This window comes from Piscibacillus salipiscarius JCM 13188, from assembly GCF_001311865.1.
Taxonomy (GTDB): Bacteria; Bacillota; Bacilli; order Bacillales; family Alkalibacillaceae; genus Piscibacillus; species Piscibacillus salipiscarius.
In genome coordinates, this window is the sequence record NZ_BBCD01000019.1 from 14,602 (window position 1) to 36,095 (window position 21,494).

Annotated in this window: 24 protein-coding genes and 2 pseudogenes; 10 read left to right on the forward strand and 16 right to left on the reverse strand. The window is 38.1% G+C overall.

What is annotated here, in order from left to right; genetic code table 11:
* Window positions 1–21: 21 nt before the first annotated feature.
* The 6 genes and pseudogenes from JCM13188_RS12630 to JCM13188_RS12650 form a co-directional block, all read right to left on the reverse strand.
* The gene (locus JCM13188_RS12630) at window positions 22–1,326 is read right to left on the reverse strand and encodes a spore germination protein (protein WP_369405013.1); all 1,305 of its coding nucleotides are present in this window, start codon (window positions 1,324–1,326) and stop codon (window positions 22–24) included.
* Entirely contained in the window at window positions 1,323–1,499 is a 177-nt protein-coding gene (locus JCM13188_RS21195; protein ID WP_369405014.1) for a hypothetical protein, read from the reverse strand. Before JCM13188_RS21195 ends, JCM13188_RS12630 begins: the two co-directional genes overlap by 4 nt.
* Before the next feature lie 92 nt (window positions 1,500–1,591).
* On the reverse strand, window positions 1,592–1,915 hold the full coding sequence (locus tag JCM13188_RS12635; protein ID WP_054754466.1) for a heavy metal-binding domain-containing protein: 324 nt from the start codon (window positions 1,913–1,915) through the stop codon (window positions 1,592–1,594).
* Window positions 1,896–2,102 (reverse strand): hypothetical protein, encoded by a 207-nt coding sequence (locus JCM13188_RS12640; protein ID WP_054754467.1) that lies wholly within the window; start codon window positions 2,100–2,102, stop codon window positions 1,896–1,898. The genes JCM13188_RS12635 and JCM13188_RS12640 overlap by 20 nt, the downstream gene beginning before the upstream one ends.
* Before the next feature lie 135 nt (window positions 2,103–2,237).
* A complete protein-coding gene (locus tag JCM13188_RS12645; RefSeq protein WP_054754468.1) occupies window positions 2,238–3,452 on the reverse strand; it encodes an MFS transporter in 1,215 nt (404 codons plus the stop codon).
* 90 nt (window positions 3,453–3,542) lie between these two features.
* A pseudogene (locus tag JCM13188_RS12650) lies at window positions 3,543–4,115 on the reverse strand (DUF2087 domain-containing protein).
* 139 nt (window positions 4,116–4,254) lie between these two features.
* Here JCM13188_RS12650 and JCM13188_RS12655 point away from each other — a divergent pair.
* The 3 genes from JCM13188_RS12655 to JCM13188_RS19280 all read left to right on the forward strand — a co-directional run bounded on the left by JCM13188_RS12655 (window position 4,255) and on the right by JCM13188_RS19280 (window position 5,761).
* Window positions 4,255–4,890 carry an alpha-helical endospore appendage domain-containing protein gene (locus tag JCM13188_RS12655; protein WP_054754469.1) on the forward strand — a complete coding sequence of 212 codons (636 nt, stop codon included), beginning with the start codon at window positions 4,255–4,257 and terminating at the stop codon, window positions 4,888–4,890.
* Window positions 4,880–5,038: a hypothetical protein gene (locus JCM13188_RS19275; protein ID WP_279401809.1), complete on the forward strand. Its 159-nt coding sequence runs from the start codon at window positions 4,880–4,882 to the stop codon at window positions 5,036–5,038. The genes JCM13188_RS12655 and JCM13188_RS19275 overlap by 11 nt, the downstream gene beginning before the upstream one ends.
* Window positions 5,039–5,149: 111 nt before the next feature.
* A complete protein-coding gene (locus JCM13188_RS19280) occupies window positions 5,150–5,761 on the forward strand; it encodes an alpha-helical endospore appendage domain-containing protein (protein WP_279401810.1) in 612 nt (203 codons plus the stop codon).
* A gap of 70 nt (window positions 5,762–5,831) precedes the next feature.
* Here the strand turns inward: JCM13188_RS19280 and JCM13188_RS12665 are convergent, their stop codons facing one another.
* Together JCM13188_RS12665 and JCM13188_RS12670 are read right to left on the reverse strand one after the other, a co-directional pair.
* Complete coding sequence (locus JCM13188_RS12665) at window positions 5,832–6,377, reverse strand: hypothetical protein (protein WP_279401811.1); 546 nt, start codon at window positions 6,375–6,377, stop codon at window positions 5,832–5,834.
* A 50-nt stretch (window positions 6,378–6,427) separates the two neighbouring features.
* Window positions 6,428–6,793, reverse strand: coding sequence for a hypothetical protein (locus JCM13188_RS12670; RefSeq protein ID WP_054754471.1), 366 nt, complete (start codon window positions 6,791–6,793; stop codon window positions 6,428–6,430).
* A 124-nt stretch (window positions 6,794–6,917) separates the two neighbouring features.
* Here JCM13188_RS12670 and JCM13188_RS12675 point away from each other — a divergent pair, with 124 nt between their 5' ends.
* The 5 genes and pseudogenes from JCM13188_RS12675 (at window position 6,918) to JCM13188_RS12695 (ending at window position 10,045) form a co-directional block, all read left to right on the forward strand.
* A complete protein-coding gene (locus JCM13188_RS12675; protein ID WP_054754472.1) occupies window positions 6,918–7,169 on the forward strand; it encodes a TetR/AcrR family transcriptional regulator in 252 nt (83 codons plus the stop codon).
* 84 nt (window positions 7,170–7,253) lie between these two features.
* On the forward strand, window positions 7,254–7,532 hold the full coding sequence (locus JCM13188_RS12680; protein ID WP_279401812.1) for a hypothetical protein: 279 nt from the start codon (window positions 7,254–7,256) through the stop codon (window positions 7,530–7,532).
* Between the two features lie 15 nt (window positions 7,533–7,547).
* Window positions 7,548–8,443 (forward strand): annotated as a pseudogene (locus tag JCM13188_RS12685) (ABC transporter ATP-binding protein).
* The gene (locus JCM13188_RS12690) at window positions 8,443–9,744 is read left to right on the forward strand and encodes an ABC transporter permease (protein ID WP_054754474.1); all 1,302 of its coding nucleotides are present in this window, start codon (window positions 8,443–8,445) and stop codon (window positions 9,742–9,744) included. Before JCM13188_RS12685 ends, JCM13188_RS12690 begins: the two are co-directional and overlap by 1 nt.
* 7 nt (window positions 9,745–9,751) lie before the next feature.
* A complete protein-coding gene (locus JCM13188_RS12695; RefSeq protein WP_279401813.1) occupies window positions 9,752–10,045 on the forward strand; it encodes an efflux permease Rv1217c-related protein in 294 nt (97 codons plus the stop codon).
* A gap of 36 nt (window positions 10,046–10,081) precedes the next feature.
* Here JCM13188_RS12695 and JCM13188_RS12700 read toward each other — a convergent pair whose 3' ends face one another.
* A complete protein-coding gene (locus JCM13188_RS12700) occupies window positions 10,082–10,396 on the reverse strand; it encodes a CHY zinc finger protein (protein WP_054754476.1) in 315 nt (104 codons plus the stop codon).
* 97 nt (window positions 10,397–10,493) lie between these two features.
* On the opposite strand from JCM13188_RS12700, the gene JCM13188_RS12705 reads away from it, so the two are divergent.
* Both JCM13188_RS12705 and JCM13188_RS12710 read left to right on the forward strand, forming a co-directional pair.
* Complete coding sequence (locus tag JCM13188_RS12705) at window positions 10,494–11,084, forward strand: CBS domain-containing protein (RefSeq protein ID WP_279401814.1); 591 nt, start codon at window positions 10,494–10,496, stop codon at window positions 11,082–11,084.
* A gap of 81 nt (window positions 11,085–11,165) precedes the next feature.
* Window positions 11,166–12,302: a DmpA family aminopeptidase gene (locus JCM13188_RS12710; protein WP_369405015.1), complete on the forward strand. Its 1,137-nt coding sequence runs from the start codon at window positions 11,166–11,168 to the stop codon at window positions 12,300–12,302.
* A 16-nt stretch (window positions 12,303–12,318) separates the two neighbouring features.
* Here the strand turns inward: JCM13188_RS12710 and JCM13188_RS12715 are convergent, their stop codons facing one another.
* From JCM13188_RS12715 to JCM13188_RS12740, 7 genes are all read right to left on the reverse strand, one after another.
* Window positions 12,319–12,543, reverse strand: coding sequence for an Ig-like domain-containing protein (locus JCM13188_RS12715; protein ID WP_054754477.1), 225 nt, complete (start codon window positions 12,541–12,543; stop codon window positions 12,319–12,321).
* Between the two features lie 10 nt (window positions 12,544–12,553).
* On the reverse strand, window positions 12,554–16,117 hold the full coding sequence (locus tag JCM13188_RS12720; RefSeq protein WP_054754478.1) for a carboxypeptidase regulatory-like domain-containing protein: 3,564 nt from the start codon (window positions 16,115–16,117) through the stop codon (window positions 12,554–12,556).
* A gap of 20 nt (window positions 16,118–16,137) precedes the next feature.
* On the reverse strand, window positions 16,138–16,548 hold the full coding sequence (locus tag JCM13188_RS12725) for a hypothetical protein (protein WP_054754479.1): 411 nt from the start codon (window positions 16,546–16,548) through the stop codon (window positions 16,138–16,140).
* Window positions 16,542–17,102 carry a carboxypeptidase-like regulatory domain-containing protein gene (locus JCM13188_RS12730; RefSeq protein ID WP_279401816.1) on the reverse strand — a complete coding sequence of 187 codons (561 nt, stop codon included), beginning with the start codon at window positions 17,100–17,102 and terminating at the stop codon, window positions 16,542–16,544. The genes JCM13188_RS12725 and JCM13188_RS12730 overlap by 7 nt, the downstream gene beginning before the upstream one ends.
* A gap of 14 nt (window positions 17,103–17,116) precedes the next feature.
* Window positions 17,117–20,767, reverse strand: coding sequence for a S8 family serine peptidase (locus tag JCM13188_RS12735; RefSeq protein ID WP_369405025.1), 3,651 nt, complete (start codon window positions 20,765–20,767; stop codon window positions 17,117–17,119).
* Window positions 20,768–20,900: 133 nt separating this feature from the next.
* Complete coding sequence (locus tag JCM13188_RS19285) at window positions 20,901–21,041, reverse strand: hypothetical protein (protein ID WP_279401817.1); 141 nt, start codon at window positions 21,039–21,041, stop codon at window positions 20,901–20,903.
* On the reverse strand, window positions 21,038–21,364 hold the full coding sequence (locus JCM13188_RS12740; protein ID WP_054754482.1) for a hypothetical protein: 327 nt from the start codon (window positions 21,362–21,364) through the stop codon (window positions 21,038–21,040). The genes JCM13188_RS19285 and JCM13188_RS12740 overlap by 4 nt, the downstream gene beginning before the upstream one ends.
* Window positions 21,365–21,494: the final 130 nt, after the last annotated feature.

A 21,494-nucleotide genomic window follows, 5' to 3' on the forward strand; every position in this document is an offset into this window, starting at 1 on the left:
TAAAGACTCCTAATCAGCTGGTTAGGAGTCTTTAGATTGACTTGAATTGTCTGTGGTATTTAGAACACTTGGCCGACTTTTAATGAGTGGCATAGGCGATCTGATTATGGTTTGTAAAAATGCTTTAGCATTAAATGGGATAAAAGGCCAGAGGTATGGTGTGTTAAGTGTTTTAGTGGTCAGTAAAAGAATGATCCAGCCAAATATTGAAAGTACGAAGCCTTTAACCCCGAAAAGGGCAGTTGCGCTCAAAAAGACTAATCTAATCACTCGATTAGCAAGTGATAACTCATAACTCGGCATCGCATAGTTCCCTAAAACAGCTATGGATAAATATAAGATAACTTCAGATGTAAAAAGCCCGACTTTAATGGCGATATCACCGATCATTAAGGCCGCTATTAAACCTAGTGCGGTAGCTAAGGCGCTAGGTGTATGAATCGCAGCCATTCTTAAAATCTCTACACCAATCTCTGCTACTAAAAACTGTATGTAGAGAGGAATCGAACCTTCTTCATTTACACCAATAAAACTGAAATTGGGTGGCAACAGTTCAGGGTGTGTGGCAAATAAGTACCATAACGGAAGTAAGAACAAACCTGAAAAAACAGCGACGAATCGTACCCAACGTAGGAAAGCTCCAACAATTGGTTTTTGTCTATACTCTTCTGCGTGTTGCAGGTGATGCCAGAATGTTGCAGGACAGATCATCACACTTGGAGAGCCATCTACTATAACTAGAACGTGTCCCTCCATTAAATGAACACTAGCAGTATCACCACGCTCAGTATATCGAACTTGAGGAAAAGGATTCATCGTTTTACCAAAAATAAATTCCTCTAGCGTTTTCTCACCCATGGATAAGTTATCAATATTAATCTGTTCAATTTTGTCTTTAATTCGTTTGACTAACCTAGGGTCAACTACGCTATCTATATAGGATAAACAAATATCAGTTTTTGACCGCTGACCAACCTGTAAGTATTCGAAAATGAGAGAACGGTCGCGAACATGTCGTCTAATTAATGCTGTATTGAAAACAATCGTCTCAACAAATCCATCACGTGGTCCTCGAACCACTCGTTCTAAATCGGGTTCTTTAGGGGAACGAATTGGATACTCACGCGTATCAACTAATACAGCCTGTTCGCATCCTTCTATGATTAAAGCTGCTTGACCAGCTAACACTTGAACAATGACTTCTTCTAGATCCTTTGATGTACCAACTTCTTGATGGGGGATAATTGATTTTGTTAATGCATTAATTGGGTCACGGCGCATATCACGATCTTCAATTTCGTGAAGTCGCTTCAGCATCTCAATCATCGCGTTTCCGCCAGCGAACCCATCAACAAAAACATGCCGATTTTAATGCCACCATGCTCGATCTTATGATGAATTAAATCGAATGTTTTTTCGACTCTTAATTCTTTATTCAAGTATTCAATATTTCGTTCAAAGTATTTACTGACTGGTATTTGGTTTCCGTCTTTTCCCAAGAACACCACTTCCTTCACATGCATCCTATATTCGTTTAGTATTGCATGGTTTAGGAACATTATGTAAAACAAAAGAAAAAACAGCCTATATTTTAGACTGTTTTAGTCACCTTAACGGCTGTGCCATATGCTATGATTTCAGCTGCGCCGCCCATGACAGAGGATGTGTGCATTCTCATGGCTAAAATAGCATTAGCCCCTTTAGATTCTGCATCTTCTACCATCCGATGAACGGCAAGCTTTCTAGCTTCTGTCATCATCTCGTTGTAACTACCAATTTCACCGCCGACAAGCCCTTTTAACGCTGCCGTAATATCGCGTCCAACATGTTTTGACTGGATCGTACTACCTTTCACATATCCTATTAACTCTTCAATCTCATATCCGGGTGCCGTTTCAGTAGTCGAGATCATCATAATTGAGTTCCCCCTTTTTCTCGATTCGTCGTTCATAAACAAATAGTAAAATAAGTAATATAAGCGCCACCAAATATAGGACTGCTAAGGTAACAGCAAGTGTTGTGTTATAAAAAATCGCGACAATGGCGCTGATTTGTAGCGTCACGGTTAATATGATGAGTAAATATTTTGTTTTATTAAACATGACATCTCATCCAATCCTGTATCGTAATTAATTTATACTAGCTGTTTTTCATCAATGCTCATTCCACCTTTAAAACTGTGGCATGCAGATCGTTACTACACAGTCGTTAGAGGTAGTATATGGCTTTAATTTGATTTAAATGTCGCGGAGTTTTCGCTTTTCTTTTAACAAATTAATTCGTTTGAATAAAAACAAATAAATGATTGCTAAACAAAAGTATAACAGACCAACTAAACTACCTAAAATTCTAGGTTCAATAAATTCTAAAATTAAACCTCCAATCGCAATAAAAGCACCTAATGTCACGTTTGAAATCATCTCAGTTAAGCCGAAGAAGGTTCCTTGCCTATGTGAGGGAACGGTTTTCATAACTAACGTATCAAAACTAATGTTACTGACCCCTCCAGAGAAGGTCATAACAAGAACCGCACCTAGGGCGATTGGAAAGGTAGGTGATACGCTTAACAGGAAATGACCAATCCCTTCAAAGATAATGAATAGGACAGTCACACCGACTAGATTGCCTTTGATCCAATGAGAAGAAAAAGAACTTAAGACAATACCTATTCCTAAACCACCGTAAATTAAACCGACACCTAGGTCTCCCATGTTAAATACTTCTAGTGCGTAAACACTAATTAAGACGTTATCAATTCCGTTTGCGATTGGCATGGTAAGGCATATGAATAAAAACACGAATAACGCTGGTGATTTTAGAAATTTCTTATAAGATATCGCAGGTGAGGGCGGTTTGACTGAATGATCTAATTGTCGGTTAGGCATCTTTAAGTACTTTAAAAATATTGCTGACATTAAAAAGGTTAGCGCATTTAAACTAAACGCTATATTATTACCTAATAAGTATGAAATAAAGCCTCCTGTGGTTGAACCGATTATTAAGACAAGCCCCATAATGATTTGTTCGATTGCATTTACGCTTAGTAAGTGATCCCGGCGTACTAAATTTGGGATTAATGCTTTTCTGGTTGGCGCATACACTGCTTCACCTAGAGCTAGTAAAAAGGAACTGACATAGATGATCCAAAGTTGTTCTAAGTTATTCCCTAAAATCAACCATAAAACTATTGGGACTCTAATGAGCTCGGTGGTCAATAAGATTGTTTTCTTTGAAAGTCGATCAGCTAAAGCTCCAGCTAGTGGCGCCATCATTAAAAAAGGAAGTAACCTGATTAAAAATAATAGACCTATGGCAAATGCTGAGTTTGTTATGTCATAAATGAGCGCAAGAATAGCAACTTGTGTAAAGCGGTTGCCAATCCCATTTATAACACCAGAGAAAAATAGTTTATGATATTCTGATTCTTTTTTCCAAACTTTCCAGTTATCCATGATTAACACTCATTTCAATTAATTAGATGATTATCTAATTAGGTGTCTAAAAAGAAAGCTGTACTGAGTACAGCTTGTTAAGAGTTGTTCTTAAATAAGCCATAACTCTCGTGGGTTCAGTTCATAAAAACCTTTATCGCGAGTCATGAAGTGGTGCATAATAAACTCTCTTCTAATGGTTGCAAAGTCATCGTGGTATTTCTTTATATGTTCATTAATTTTAGGTTCAGGATATGTCACACCTGGCTCTAAACCGCTAACCATATGTTCTAGTATGATCAGGCGTTTTTTTGAGCTGTGCTGGTATTGATTTTAGTCGGCCATCCGAACCGATGAAGTTTGATAAAATTTTGTGTTTCTCTTCGTCTGTAACCGTGAATTCTTCGTTCATTTCCTCATCCCCTAACGTTGTAATAGCATTAGCTAAACGAGCTAGTTTAGGTTCATTTAAATGATAGTAGATTGTATTTTATCACGACGCTGATAAAGGATATCAATTTCCTTTAGTTTTTGAATGTGGTGAGAAATCGTTGGTGGAGTCAGTCCTAACTTTCCAGCAATCGCTTGACCGTGAAGCGGCCCCTCTTTAAGTAAGCCAATGATCCTTAGTCTTGTTTTGTCACCAACCGTTTTATGAAAATTAACCAACCGATCTAATTGCATGAAACACCCTCCATTAGATTATCATCTAATTAGATTATAATCTAATTAGAGTAAAAAGACAAATTAATTATAATGACATTTGCTCTTACCAATTAAATCTATATAAATAGAATAGAAATAAGAAGGTGAGGTGTAATAGATGGGAATGCCTGAAATACCTGATTTTGATTTGAATAACCAGGATTCAATCAATCTTATGTTAGCTTCTATTGGGCTAGAAGAGTTAAGCTTGGCCCACTTAGTAAATGCAGAAGCGGAAAAAATTCAAAGAGCCTTAGGAACATTGCAGATACCAGGGACAACTGGTGATCTGCCAACTCACTACTTTCCACCATTAGTAGGCGAATCTATTGATGAACTTTTTCAGTTAAATCGAAATGCTAGTAAAATATTAAAAATAGCAGCTTTTAAAGAGTTTCTACTCTTAATGAAACTAGAGGATTTACTTGATTTTGAAGAAGGTGAAAATGGCAATGGCAATGGACCAGTTACTCAGTGTGAGTGTTCGGTGAATGGTGTATCTAACCAACCAATTACTTCAACTACAACCATTGACGGAACAACTTTTGAAGATATCAATACTGAGTACACAATTCGTTTCTGTGAAAATTGTGATCCAACATCTAACAATTTAAACTTTAATTTTGACATTGCACAATTGGGTGGACAAATTAATCTAACTCAAGGGCGCGTGACACAAGTCGTTAACTGTGACGAAGCAGCAAATGAAGCAATATTGGTTGGTACGATTAGAAGAGCAAATATTGTTTTATAACTTTACGCTTCAAGTCGTTAATGGAGGAGATCAATTAAACTTCATCGCAATTACTGATAATCCAGATGCTGATTTTCTATCGCTTTCAGCACAGCTAACTGATACTGAGTTATTAGCTGTAGTCGAAGAATGTTTACTGAATGAATAAGAAGTCGGCAAAAAGCCGGCTTTTTACATATACCTAAATCATACTTACATCCACACAGAATTGCTTTAGAAAACATAAACATGAGAAAGAACACCTGTCTAGAGATGTTGCTTGAAGAGGAGGGAAGTAACTTATGAGTATGCCCACAATACCACCGGAGCCTCACAGGCCAGACAAAACGATGTGGTAATTGATCTGTTAGAATCAATTGCCTTGGAGGAAATTGCTTTAGCTAATTTAATGAAAGCTGAAGCAGAGAAGATGAAGGCATTCGTAGGTGATTGTTGTGATTTTCCATCAGATCCAACAAATGAGGAAATTATAAAATTCAATCGTAATGTCAATCAGTTTCTTGAAACTTTGGTGATGAAAGAATGGTTATTGCTAAGGAAACTTCAAAATGTCACGACATTGTTTCATGACAGCAGTAATCATTGTCATCATAAACATGACGATTGTGATCACCATGATCACTATGAACATCATGAACATAAACCTAAGAGACATCGTCCTGTTTGTAAATGTAGTTGTTCAGAATGCCAAATTGCAGAACTCAAAGGACGTAAGTGTCACTGTATTGAACCAAGGAAGAAGAAGTGTGGTTGCGGTTGGCATGAACCATGTGATTGTTTTAAGCATGATGAACCATCCCATTGCGATTGTGACAAAGATAAAGATATATGTGACTGCGATCAAAAGCCTGATCGAGAATATCTTGATTGAAAACACCCGAATTAAAGGGTGTTTTTAAATCAAAAAAGACATCCAAGCGTTTGCTTGAATGTCTAATATATTAATATCCCATTGAATTCATCATTTGGTTTAATTCTTGCATTTCAATTAACTCACTGTTCTCTGGATCAATGGTGAATTCTACATCTTCACCAATGCTGTTATAGACAGTGTCTGACTGTAAGTTAATTTTGACAGGAGTGCCTTCATAATCAAAAGCTAAGTCTAAAATGAACTTCTGACTTTTAAGTTGGTCATCTTCTAAAGTGACATGTGTCTCAAATGTATTTAAGTCAACATCTTTAAGTGCTGTCTTCATTTCTTCAACACCTTGCTGAAGTTCATCTTCAGGAATGCTGTCGTCAAATTCAGTCACTAATTTAGAGAACATTTCAATTAATTCATCTTTAGAAAAAGTTGTGATATACGTATTTTCTTCTTTTGTAAAGTCCTCATCACTTTTTTCATTTAAAAAGTCAGTTAATATTGTAGTTGTCTTTTCTTGCATTTCTTGATAGTCAACTTGCGGGGCTTCCGTACCTTCTAACTCATTCATATCTAATTTTAATAGTTTACCTTTCAATTGTTCAGTATTCCCTAAGAACATGCCTAAATTATCAACTAAACTATCAGTCTCAACGTAAAGCGTTTGATTTTCTAAGTCTTGTAATACTGGTAAATCAATGTTAACGTCATAGGACTCATGGTAGCTGACAAGTGAACAACCATCTCTTGAAGATTTTGAGTCATATCCATACGCTGATCAACACTGAATTCCATATCATTAACCATTTGAATATAAGGTTTAATCATGGGGTCTTGAACATCAGCTTCTACATTAACGTCTAGAGTACCTGTTGAATCTACTTTTTCCATTTCCATCATTGATTGATATGTATCAATCACAACTTCTTTATCACTTTTAGATTCCCCTGAAGAACAAGCTCCAAGCAATAGCGCCAACAACAAACTACTTAAGGCGACTTTTTTAGCATGCTGTAAATTCCTCCCTTTTGTTTTCAAAAAATATAATATCACATCTTATATAAGATTAATAGTAAAATTTTGAAATTATGCATATTGACCATAGTGGTCTAATACATTTATAATGATATTGACCAATGCGGTCAAGGAGGTTGTCTAATAAATGGCATTTGATCACATTAAGGAAGATACACAAATGAAAATTATAAATGCAGCACTTAAAGAGTTCGCTGAAAAGGGTTATAAATTAGCTTCCACTAACCAAATTGTAAAACGAGCTGGAGTAGGGAAAGGAATGCTATATTATTATTTTAAGAATAAACAGGAGCTCTTTGAATTTTTAATTAGAAACAGCTTAGATGCAATCGAACATGATTATATTGAACAATTTGACCTTAATGAGACTGATTTTTAAACGTTTTAGTCAAATTGTAGAGCTTAAGATGAAAGTTCATTTCCAAAATGAATATTTGTTTATTTTATGAGTGAAGTGTTTGTAATGGAAGATGCACATTTGCCAAATGATCAAAAGGAACGAATTAATACTTTGCGTATAGAAGGTTTCGCTAAATTGTATCAGAATATAGATTATTCTAGATTTCGGCAGGATTTAGATGTAGAGAAATCGATTCAGTTAATTCAATGGTCCATGGATGGTTATGCGAATACTCTGATTGATAGACTAAAAGGAATTGATTTTTCTAAGTTTGATTATAAACATTATCACGAAGAGTTTTTGGAATATCTTGAAGTTTTGAAGAAGGCTTATTACAAATAAAAGGGGGATTGAAAGATGGTTATGCTAAAGGCAGAGGGGCTTAAGAAACATTTCGGAAAAGTTCAAGCGTTAAGAGGAGTGGATCTCGAATTAAGTGAAGGGGAGGTTTACGGTTTATTGGACCAAACGGTGCAGGTAAATCAACAGCAATTCGAATATTGTTAGGCATATTAAAAGCTTCATCAGGTAAAGCGACGATTTTTGGTAAAGATGTTTGGGATGATGCTGTTGAGATTCATAAGCGAATAGCTTATGTACCTGGCGATGTTAATTTATGGTCTAATTTAACAGGCGGGGAAGTCATTGATTTTTTCACTAAAATGCGAGGTGCAAAAATCGATACTAACAGAAAAGAGCAGTTAATTGAACGATTTCAGCTAGATCCTACTAAAAAATGCGGAACATACTCTAAGGGAAATCGTCAGAAGGTTGCACTTGTATCTGCATTTGCAGCAGATGCTGATTTATATATTTTAGATGAACCGACATCAGGGCTTGATCCATTAATGGAGCGTGTATTTCAAGAATGCGTTTTAGAAGCGAAAGAAGAAGGGAAAAGCGTTTTATTATCAAGTCACATCTTATCTGAGGTTGAAAAATTATGTGATCAAGTTGGGATTATTCGTAATGGTGAGATGATTGAATCAGGCTCATTAGACGAAATGCGACATTTAACTCGTACAACAATTCTACTTGAAACCAAGAATCCACTATCGTTTGACCACCTAGATGGAATACATGATTTAGAAAGTGACGGTAATAAGTACCGTTTTCAAGTGGATGCGGATCAATTAGACGGTGTTATGAAACAAGTAAGCGAAGCGGGAGTGATTAAGTTAGAGAGTGCACCACCAACTTTAGAAGATTTATTTATGAGACATTATGAAGGAGAAGCTGGAGGTGTGAAATAATGGGGAGTGGCCAATTTTTAAAAACTGGAATGTTAATGAAGCTGATTATTAGACGTGATCGTTTACGTTTCATTATTTGGCTATTTGGCTTTTTGACGATGACGATACTTACGGCCTGGGCATATAAAGATTTATATGCCTCACAAGCAGAACGGCAACAAGTGGCATCGACGATGGAGAATCCAGCTATTACTGCTCTATTAGGACCGGGGTTTGGGTTAGATAATTATACGGTTGGAGCCATGATGGCCCATCAGATGTTGGCAATCACGCTACTCATTATTGCTGTTATGAGTGTCTTATTAGTTGTACGCCACACTCGTGCAGAAGAAGAGGAAGGGAAAATAGAACTCATACGTGCCTTACCAAGCGGAAGATTGTCAAATTTAACATCAACTCTTTTAGTCATGTCGATGATTTATATCATATTAAGCTTAGCAACAGGTTTTGGTCTTTATGCTCTTGGTATTGAAAGCATGAGTTTTAATGGTTCCATGTTATACGGAGCAGCATTAGGTGTTACCGGGTTATTTTTTTCAGCAACAACGGCTTTCTTCGCTCAGTTAACCCAGACCTCTAAAGGGGCTGTTGGATTATCATTTTTACTAGTTGGATTAAGTTACCTCATTCGAGCGATTGGTGATGTGGTCAATGATACTATTTCCTGGTTTTCACCCTTTGGTTGGGTATTGAGATCAGAAGTATATGTCAATAACTATTGGTGGCCCGTTATGATGACATTCTTGCTGTCAATAGTCATTGTGATTATTGCTATGTATTTAAATTCAATTAGAGATCTAGGAGCAGGCTTTTTACCTTCAAAGAGAGGAAAGCGTGACGCAGGGGCTTTGACGAAATCACATTTAGGCTTAACAATACGATTACAGAAAACATCGATTATTTCTTGGGCAGTTGTGGCTTATGTATTTGGTGCTACCTATGGATCTGTCCTAGGTGATACAGACACGTATTTTGCTGAGATTGAAATGATGAAGGAAGTTATGGCGACTCAAGAGGGCGTATCCATGACGCTACAGTTTATTACGATGATCGCATCCATTATGGCTGTACTTTCAACCATTCCAGCTGTTATGGCTGTTAATAAATTGAGGAAAGAGGAAAAACGTAATCGAACAGAACAATTACTAGCAACAGCTTTACCAAGGGTCAAACTATTTGGTAACTATATTTTAGTTGCGATCTTTACAAGTATTATAACGTTAGGAGCAGGTGCGTTAGGTCTTAGTAGCGCTGGGGCTTGGGTAATTGAGGAAGACTTAACGTTTTATGGAATTGTTTAATTCAATTATGGTATTTTTGCCTGCTTCATGGATCATGATTGGTGTAGCAAGTATTTTTATAGGTTTAGGTAGATTGAATAGTTTAGGGTGGATCTATTTAGGATTTATATTTATAGTCATTTATATGGGAGATCTACTTCAATTTTCGGATGCTGTGCGAAACATTTCCGCTTTTGAACATGTTGTGGACTATCCCATAGAAAGTTTTGAGTTTATGAGTTCATTGATTCTCAGTGTGATTGCTGCGGTCTTTATGGTGTTTGGTTTATGGTTATATAGAAGAAGAGATGTGGAGGGTTAGATGATGACTTGTCGCCAAATTAGGCGACAAGATATACTAAACCTTAAAATATAAATCGTGATGAAGCTGACAACCAGGATTAAACTTTGCTTGGCAATTTGGGCATTGGTTAGCAGAATTCAAATATTCATTCACCGTTAATTCATGCCTGCAGATGCCGCATAGAACCGCTTTTTGATTAAACTCTTCTGGTTCCCAGCGTTCAATAGAGTGACTGACCGATTCTTCATGGCATTTATAACATGGATAGTAAGCGTTACAACATTTGAATTTAATAGCAATCACATCATATTTACTATGATAGTGCTTACAACGTGTTTGCTTGTCGATTACGGAACCGAAAACTTCCATTAAGTTCACCTCAGTAGCCTTTTTGTCTATTATATCTTCTGTGCATAATATCACTTCTTTTGCTAAATATAAATGGTAAAAGGAGTGATTTTTTATTATGCAAAATTCAATCAAAAACTTAATGAGTACAAATGTTGTATCTGTTACCCCTCAGCAATCTTTAAAAGAAGCGGCTGAATTAATGGTGCAAAACGATATCGGCGCTATTCCGGTTGTTGAGAATGGTGCGTTAAGAGGAATTATTACAGACCGTGATATTACAACGCGTGCAACGGCAATGGATAAGGACGGAAACTGTACAGTAGGTGAGTGCATGAGTGATCAGCTCACTACAGCAGATGCGAGCATGGATATTCATCAAGCAGCACAATTAATGGCAGAGAAACAAATCCGTCGTTTACCGGTCACAGAAAATGGTCAATTAGCTGGGATGTTATCACTTGGTGACCTAGCCACTCAAAACATATTCCAAAATGAAGCGAGTCAAGCTTTATCAAACATATCGTTCCCAGCCCATAACAAGATGGCTCAGCAAGGTCAACAGGCTAATCAAGCTCAACAAGGCCAAGCCCAAATGGGTCAGCAACAGCAGTCGCAAATGAACCAGCAACAAGCTCAAATGGGACAGCAGGCTCAGCAGCAACAGCAACAAAACCAACAGAACCAAGGCCCACAAAATTATCAATAAATAATCAACCGTTTTACTCAGAGATGAGTGAAACGGTTTTTTAATTAAGTTAAACTAAAAAGAAAAGGAGTGGAGGCATTGGTGAAACGGATTCGAGACTATGGTTATAAAATAGGAACAATGAACACTGGTAAACTTAATAAAATAACAGATGTACATGGTGTGAAAGTCGGTCATCAAACGTTCGCTAAAGGTGATCTTCATACAGGCGTTACATCTGTTTTTCCCCATAATGGAAATGTTTTTAAAGAAAAAGTCGTTGGGGCAACACATGTCATAAATGGTTTTGGAAAGACAGTTGGTTCTATTCAGATTAATGAATTAGGCACAATTGAAACCCCGATTTTACTCACTAATACCTTTAATGTTGGAGTTTGTTCGGAGGCTTTAATTGAGTATACGTTAAAACAGAACCCTGAAATTGGGCGCACTACTGGAACGGTTAATCCTTTTGTTGGTGAATGTAATGATATGATCTTAAATGATATACGTGCCATGGCTTTGACTAAAGAAGATGCCCATCATGCTCTTAACAAAGCACGTGTAGATTTTGAGGAAGGAGCCACTGGGGCCGGAACTGGCATGTCATGCTTTGGTTTAAAAGGAGGAATAGGCTCATCCTCAAGAATCATTCAGTATGAGCATGGTACATACACACTAGGAGTTCTTGTCTTATCAAATTTTGGACAACTCGATCAGTTTCGCATAGATGGCCGAGATATCGGTAAAAGTTTAAAGCAGCAACTTGATGTTACGTCAGAACCAGATAAGGGTTCTATTATGGTGGTGGTCGCAACAGACTTACCGGTTAGCCACAGACAACTGAGAAGAGTGATTAAACGATCAGCTGCAGGCATTTCACGTACGGGATCTTTTTACGGTAATGGAAGCGGGGATATTGTCATTGGGTTTTCAACTGACAATAAAGTTCCGCATAACTCTAGTAATGGTCTTCAAAGTTTTAAAGCGATACATGAGGATGACATCAATCAAGCGTTTCAAGCTGTAAGTGAAGCGACAGAGGAGGCTATATTAAATTCAATGGTCACTGCTAAAACCACAGTAGGGAGAGGCGGGAAGAAGATTTACTCATTGAGGGACTTTTTTACCGATGACTTAACGGCAAGTTTTAGTGATTGTTACGTTAAGTATTATGGATGTTACGATAACTTTTTTTTAAATTATCGTCAAGTTATAAAAAGGGTGACTCAGTTATGAGCCACCCTTTATTAATTTATTCACTTGTTACAATCAGCTGCATCTGTTCGCTTAAGTCAGATGTTCCTGCGAAGTTTTCGGCTTCTGTTTTTAAGAAGTGGTTTCCATTCGAGAATTCAATTTCAATAGCGAACTCCCCATCTGAATTAGCTTTACCTGAGCCAACTAGATTTGTTTTATTTCCTTTAGTTTCATATATATTAACAGTAGTAAATGGCTCTGCTTGTCCAGTTAATGTCACAAGTGATTCATCAGTTTTTTAACCGTTTCTGATCCCAAGCAGGAGTACTTGGAGGTTCTTGCTCCGCATTTAGAGCATAGTCCATAGCTTGAACAAATAGTGCTTGTCCATCTTCTGTCCATCCGTAACCAGGTCCGATCATATTGTTGACTGCAAATGAAGATAGTAATAAATGAACTGACTGCTGACTTCGATAACTATAAGCGACTGCAGTCCCTTTAGTTTCACCATCCACTTGAAGATCTCCTAATTGATGTCCTGGATAGTTAACAAAAGCAGAGTATGGACTCTTCTCACTATGAATTGTCATCTCATCTGGCAATCCTTCAAAAATTGGATGTTCTGAATCGCTGACGTTAAGAATGACTTCTCCTTCGTCGTATCCATCATCTCCACGTTCTGGGTAACCTACTGTATCTTTAAGAGTAGGAATTGAGCCACGATTCGCCCCCCATGTACCAAGGAAGGCTAAGCTAACATCATGTTCATCGGTGGCATCGATTAATTCTTGAAGCTGCTCCGGATTTCCTTCACTTGAGTTAAGAATAATCAAATCGTATTCAGTGACATCTTGAGCAACATCCCAATCTCGTCCTTCAGCGTACAAGTCATGGTCATTTAATAGAGTCTGAAGTTTGTTTTTAAAATCTCCTACGACAGCAACTTTTATGTCATTTAGAAGAACATCAACAGTAATTGGTTTATCTCCAAGGACTGTTTCAATCGTTTTATTTAAATAACCATCCCGTTTAATTTTCAGTACATAATCATCTGGTAAAAGTTGATCGAAATTAAACTGGCCATCTTCACTTGTTTCAACTGTCTCAATTGGTTCTGTTTCATCACCAATATATAGCTCAACAGTCGCACCAGATAATGTTCCTTCATTCTCAGCATCCATAACTTGACCAGTAATTGGTTGACCTTCAATGGCCTCAAGCGTAAAGTTTAGTTCAGCAGAATGTCCTTGAGATTCTACTGTGACTGATTTGGTGTCTTCATGATAACCACGAGCTGATACGCTCACGTCATAAGTTCCAGTACCAATACCGATTTGGTACTCGCCGTTAGCATTGGTTGTCGTCTCAATGTCGAGACCCGGAATACTAACAGTGGCATTTGCAATTGGTTCATCATTAACATCAGTTACTGTACCACGAATCTCACCAATGCTAGCATTTAGCGCCCAGTTCATAGCATTCTGGTAGAAGATGTGAGCCTCATCTGTCCAGTTCGATGTTGGATCTGAGTAGCTGCCAATTTGAAACCCAGACAGTAGTAGGTGCACACTATTCGCAGTTCGGAAATCATAGCCGATACCATCCCCAATAACACCCTCTTGATCATGAGAAATGGAGCCAATAGTTGTACCGCTATAATCTTCGTAAATCGCATACTGCTGATTATTGTCGCCATCATCTAATATGCGGAACTCTTCATCCTGAATACCAGCAAATAGTGGGTGATCTTGCATCGTTTTAATATTGATGTGACCTGGCACAAAACCATGCTCAACATCAGCAGGGTCGCCGAGTAAATCACTTAAATCACCAATCGTGCCACCACCATATTGCGATGCGAAGATAACACTAACTTCATGCTCGTCTGTTTTTTCAATGAAATCGGTAAACAGTTCATCACTCGTATAATAAGAGTGATTGTTATAGATAATTAAAGCGTAATTTGGAATTTCTGAAATAAACTCATCTAAATCTGTATAGTTAATGTAATCGGCATCGTACCCAGCATTTGTCATGACTGATTCAAATTCATCAAACCGAGATGACATCGTAATGACAGCAACTTTTTCGGAGTAAGGCATGAAGACTGAAACGTCCGTAGTTTCATTATGCTTGATGTCAATGTTTGTTTCTGTTGTGGTCATATACCCTTCAGCCATGACCTGCAAGTCATAACTACCAATAGGGAGGGTTAATTCAAATTCTCCATTTTCATCTGTTTCAACAGAAGCTGGTGTCCCTAAAATGTTAACGGTTGCTCCGGAAATAGGCTCTTCAGTTTCACCATCTAAAATTTGACCACTTAATGTTCCGATGTCGTTAGATTGTATAGTGAAAGTTTCATTATAAACTTCGCCATTTTCAACCGTTATAGAAAATTCACCAGTTTGATGACCAAATGCTTCAATTTCTAATGTGTAAGTGCCTTCTTGTAACCCTAAGAAAAACTCACCATCAGCATTTGATTCAATGATTTTCCCTGTTTCTTTAACCGTCACCGTACCTGCAATTTGCGTACCTAAATCGTTATTAATAACACCATTAACGTCGGCTGCTAAAGATTCTTCATTGTCTAATGTCCAAAGAATGGAGTTATTAATGAGCTTGACAAGCGTTTCATTGAAGTAACGTGGCTCATCAGGGCTAAACTGATACCCGAATGTTGTATTAGCAAGTAGCACTTCAACGGAATCTGTCGTTCTTCCTTTATACGCGGCTAAATCACCTAGGTCACCTTCAGTTGGATGGTTGACTGTAGCTACGGTATGACCATCGTACTCATCAAATGCATAATAGTAATCTGAACGACTTTCGAAAGAGTAAGTGTCATTAACCTCTAATCCAGCTGTAATTGGGTGTTCAGCAATAGGTTTAATTGTCTTATCAGCGTCTCGTTCTCTTATTTCAACTTGCGGATTATTCTCATACTGATGTAAAAAGCGTATGCCGCCTCGACCATTTACATGTCCTGTCCAAATAACAGATAATTTTTCTTGATCAATTGCTTTAAGGAAACGATCAAATTCTTCCTCTGTCGGTTCGAGGTCACGATTATAGTCTGAGTTAGCAATGACTAAATCTAAATCACTAAGTTGATCCAAATCAGTATAGAATAGCTCTTTTGTATTAAAGCCTCGACCTTCTAAATAGTTAGCTAGAGTTTCATCATTTGATTGGTTATCTACAATGATCCCCACAAGAGGAGAAGGCTTCATTCTAATTGTCAGATCTAAATTTTCACCTGGATTTATAGAAATGTTAAGTTCTTTCGTAACATAACCATCTGCTGTTAAGGTTAATGTGTATTCTCCAGGCTCCATTCGATCGATGTTAAATGCTCCTTGAGTATTGCTTGTCGTTTCTCGCGGAATTCCATCAACATTGATGTTAACATCTTGAATGGCTTGGCCATCCTGTTCATTCTCAATTACACCACTTATAGATCCTGCTTCTTGGTGTACCTCTAATTTAACGTTAACAGGTTCATTGCCATGACTAGCAGATGCTGAAATGGTTTGAGATTCATATCCAAATGATTCCACTTCTATTTCATAATCACCTTCTAGTAATGCAATGGAGTATTCGCCATTATCATTTGTGGTAGTTTCAAAGCTTTCGCCAACGACTTTAACAGTTGCATCAAGAGGATTCCCTTCTTGGTCTGCCACTGTTCCATTAATGGTCGGGAATTCAGCATGAGCTGCCCAAACGATGCTATCAATAAGTAGTTCTTTACCTTCTGCTGTGTAGTCATCCGCATCATGACTAAAAGTAAAACCGTACCCTCCAAGTAATAGTTCAACGCTGCTTTCTGTCCTAGGTTTATAACCCATTCCAGGTCCATAAGGTTGGTTTAAATCTCGGTTTTAATGTCGGCGATATTATAACCACTATATCCACCATAAGCAGCAATGCGTCCACTTCCAGGTGGTAGAATTTCAATGGTGTCCCCGGCTTCTAAATCACCAAATATCTCATGTGGTTCAGTGACGACATATTCTGTGCTAGATGAATGGTCAGCTCTGTTTCGACTAGATGGATCACCGCGTCTTTCGACTAATTGATTTAAAGGAGATGATGTATAATACGTTTCTCCAAATACGACACTTGTCTTCGATTGATCGGCTTTATGAAGTAATTGATCTATCTGATCTCTAAGGTCAAGACCTAGACCATTCACAAACACGACATCAAATTCATCTAAACGATCTATAATCTCATCATCAGAAACTTCTTCTACTGGAATACCGACTTCTTCTAACACCGATTCGAACTACGTTCACTTGAATAGTAATCATCTAGTACTGCTACAGATGGAACTTGTGTAAGTTCCACATTTTGTTCAATAGGTACAGAACCGACTTCAAGTCTGGTGGATTCCTGTATATAATTTTCTTTATTAAGCTTGAGCGTGTAGTGGCCTTCATCTAAATCTAAAAATTCATAGTATCCTTGTTCGCCAGAAGTTGTTTCTGAAACGACTTCTCCTTCCTGATGGAGTGTAATATCAACACCTGCTAAAGGTGCACCTGTCAGCGAATCTATGATTTCGCCAGTGACCGAACCACCTTGCGTTGAGACTAATACAATATCTAAGTTAACAGGTTCTCCATTTTTAACCTCAACTTCTTGCGTCTTTGTCTCGTAACCAGATGCTCTGATTTTCAGGGTATACGTCCCTACATCATGATAGAAATTAAGGTCGCTTTGATCATTGTATTGATAACCTGTTTCGACAACTTCAACTGTAGCGTTAAGCGGATCGCCTTCCTCATTCTTAACCGTTCCGGTGACCTGACCGAATTCAGCTGATAACAAGTAATTCATACTGTTTAAGAAACGTTTTGCATATCTTGTTGCCAGCTTTGGAAAGGAGAAGACCATGGTGACGCCGAATGTGTCGATAGTAACAAGTGCGCACTATTCTCACTAACAGGCTTATAAGCAACACCTGTACCGACTAATCCAAGTTCGGATGATCCAATTTCTGCAAGGTCCCTGCCTGAATATTGATTGAACCATGCGAAGTCGCCGCTTCGGCTGCTTAACTCTAAATAATCTCCAACTTCATAACCTTCAAAAATAGGATGTTCTTCATTTACCTTTAAAGATACTGTTCCCGACCCATAATTATGAAGAAGCTCTTGTGGGTCCTCATAATAATCAGTTAAATGGTGTATACTTCCATAACTCTGGCCCCAAGTATCAGCGAATACTAGATTCACATCGAACTCTTTTGCTTTTTGAACTAATTCATTAAAGGTTTCTTCATCAGGTGGTTGTCCGTCTGTGGTATAAGCACCATTTAAGTAAACGATATCGTAACGATTGATGTCCTCAATAATATCCCAATCACGTTCCTCAGCTAGGAATCCATTTAAATTGAGGAGTTCAGTGATTTCTGATTCATAGTCATTCAAAACAGCGATGCCAATTGGCTTTAATGTAAATTCGAAATCATTAAGGGTATTAGCTGTAATATCAATTGTTTCCGTTTTAGTTTCAAACCCATTTAAATTAAGTGTGACATCATAAGTTCCAGCATAAACTTCAGATTGTTCAAATAAACCATTTGAATCTGTTGTTCCATTTACTGGAGTATCTTTTAATTCGACTTCAACATTCTCAATCGCTTCGCCTGTTCTTTCGTTTGTAACGGTTAGCTTTAGTGAGCCAGCTTCTGCTTCTTGTAGTGTAAAGTCTTGATTGATTTCATAACCAGAGACGAATGTGATCGTTTCAGTGATTTGTTCATAACCATACTCACTGACTTTGACCTCAAATTCCCCTGGGGCATGTTTGAATGTATACTCACCTTGCCCACTCGCTGTTGTAGCTTGCCCTGTTTCTTCTATGGAAACGTTAGCCTCTATTCCTTGACCAGCATCATCTTGAATCACACCAGTTAATATTCCGGGAGCAATAAATTGTTCAATTCCAGATAAATGAGGAATGAAGACTGATCCTGGCATAATAACAGGAGTTGACGTACTGTAATTTGGAAGTGACCCTTTCTTTAGGATTTCCCCTGTGAAAGCATCCATCCACATAAGGGTGCCATTTGTGTTTGAAATGACTAGAATACCGTTACTAGTAATAGCACCATTGTTTAAAATCGTCCCTGTCTGATCGTTAGACCATATTTCTTCGCCATTTTGAACGTTAAAGGCGCGGACGATTGGCTGACTCGCTGAGCTAACAATGACCATATCACCATAAACAATAGGGGAGTTAGCTTGCGAATCGCCAACTTGGTTTGTTTTCCATATAAGCGAGCCATCGTTCGCATTTAGGGCGTGTAAAGTTCCATTACTACCCATGTTTGAAGACAATGCATAAACGTTACCGTCCTTATATACGGGATGGGATAAAAACCCTTCATTTTCTTCTAGAGTATAGCTCCAACTAGTGGAACCGTCGTCTAGGTTTAATGCTCTTAATGTTTTATCTTCAAACGTTCCGACGTATAAATATTCGTCTCCAAGAGTAGGGTTAAAGAATGACGAGGCATTGATATCAACCGACCATTCTACTTGACCCGTATGGGCACTTAGAGCATAAACTGTTGTTTCAGTATCCATACTAGACCCTACGTACACGGTTTCATCTTTAACAATTGGAGCTTCGTATACTGCTGGTTGTCCGATGTCTTGACTCCAGAGTGTGCGTCCTGTTTCAAGATCTAATGCATAAATGGATTGATCTGAACCACCTGATACATAAACAACGCCATTGTGAATAGTTGGAGTAGAGCGTAACGTATCACCTAAACGTATACTCCATAACTCTTCCTGTGTATTAATATTAAGAGCTGTCACCCAGCCGCGATCAGTTGTAAAAACCATTGTATTCTCAGCTGCTGAAGGGGAAGAGAATATAATCTGCCCTTTTGTATCGGTGTTATAAGACCAATTATTTTCTAATTGCTCGATATCAATACTATTAGTTGATACGGCATTACGAGCAAAGTTCTGGTTTGCTGTTTTCCAATTTGGTTCACCAGGATTAGGGTTTGGTTCAACGTTAATATCAATATTTGTATCTTGAGTTAGCTCAATCGTTTTAGTTGTGCCTAATATGTCTGAACCTGTTAATTGTAATTCGTAAGAGCCAACAGGTAAGTGATCGATGGTAAATTCTCCATTTTCATCCGTGCGAATCGTATTTAACGGTGTATCTTTAACTCGAATGAATGCATAAGGTACCGGTTCACCTGATTCGCTGTTTAATACGTGCCCGGTTACGGTATACGATTCGGCTTGATCTAATGTCCAGTTCACTTCAGTTGTATCATTTTTTTCAATTGTGATGGTTGTTTCAAAGTCCACATAACCAAATGATTGAACGATGACCTCATGTTCCCCTTCACGGATCTTATGAGTGAAGCTTCCATCTTCAACCTCAATCGTTTGGTTTAAATCTGGTAATAGAATTTCACCAGAGATCTTTTCGCCGTCTCCATTTGTAATTTCTCCTGTGAATGTTCCGGCAAAAGCAGCTTCTGTTACAGCTTGATAAATGTTTAAAATACCAGTGCCGTACTGAGTGTTAGGCAATTCACCCATATGTGCTTCTTTTCGGGTTGTATTTTTTAATAGATCAGCAATTTCCTGAACACTAAGATTAGGCTTTGCGCTTAAAAGTAGCGCAATGGACCCAGCTACGTGTGGTGTAGCCATTGAGGTACCGCTAATTGTGTTATACTTACCTTCACCTGGCCAAGCTGAATAAATTTCATGACCAGGTGCCGCAAGGTCTGGTTTTATATAACTGACCATTTCACCATCTTCGTTTTCCCAATATACTGGACCACGACTAGAGAAAGATGCAATCTGGTCGTAACGATCGGTAGCACCGACCGCAAATGAATCTACAAAACTAGCAGGAGATCCAATCGTTTGAGCACCTGGCCCATCGTTTCCGGCTGCAAATAATGGGAAAATACCTGCTGAAATCCAAGCCTGTACATCGTCGTAGAATTCTAAAGTATAAGTATTTGAGTTACCCCAAGAATTGTTAACGACATGAGGTGCTTTACTTGGGTCACCTCCAGGAGCCATAAACCACTGAAACGCTTCGTGAATCGCTGATAGAGTAGTAGAACCACTATCTTTAAATATCTTTGCGGCAATCCATTCAGCACCAGGAGCAACACCGATTGGTTCACCCTCACCCCCGCCGACTGCTGTCCCGGCAACATGAGTACCATGACCATGTCCATCACCTGGAGTCTCGTAACCGTCACCAGAGAGATCAATCCATGATGATTCGTGATCACCGTTTCTACCGCGGTAATTATGTCTAAGAGCTTCATGATTACCATCTACGCCTGTATCCATAATTCCAACGACTATGTTTTCACCAGTAATTCCATAATCTCCCCATACTTGAGGAGCATTAATTTTTTCAAGTCCCCACTCTGGTAGATTAGGGGTACTTTCAACAGTTACTTTAGGGACCTTTAATGTTTCATCTAACTGAATACGTTCGACATCTTCACGTTCTTTAAGAGACTTTAACGCTTTTTATTGATACTTGCGACAATACTATTATTAATCCAAAGTTCATTTTTAACAGCAGCTTGCCCTTTTGATTCTAGTGCAGATAGAGCTTGCTTTAACCCTTTTGCGATGCTTGAGCTTTTGTCTTTAAGGTTTCTCTAACGTGTTCAGCACGCTCAGCTTTCGTTTTACCTTTAATATTTTGGTATATGGACTGGAAATTCGTTTGGTCTTTTAAGTGAATAATAACATTCACTTGTTCTTTTCTTGGAGTTGTTTTGAAATTTGTTTATCAATTTTAGGTGGGGCATTTGGTTCTCGTGGCGTTTGTTCGGCAAGCTTAGGTGTAAATCCGAGGCCTGACAGGATGTTTTTAAGTTCCTCTGATTCATTTGGCTCGTTGTCTTGCTCTTCAAAGGCTTTCTCGCGTTCCTTCTCAATTTCTAATTCGCTTTTTTCAACATCACTGTCAGCATGAATCGAAGTTATAAGTCCTGTGTTAACCCATGTCGAAAAAAGCATTAGTAGAATCATCGTAATAGGTAATAATTTCCTATTTAATTTTAAATACTTTCTCATACACACCCTCCCAATTAATTTATTGCATCTTATTTCAGCAAAGTTTAATGAATACCTCTGTGAAATGAAATAAATAAGTCTTTAGTTGGGTAGGAATGGTAAATAAGGTTGATAGGCTAGTGGTACGAAC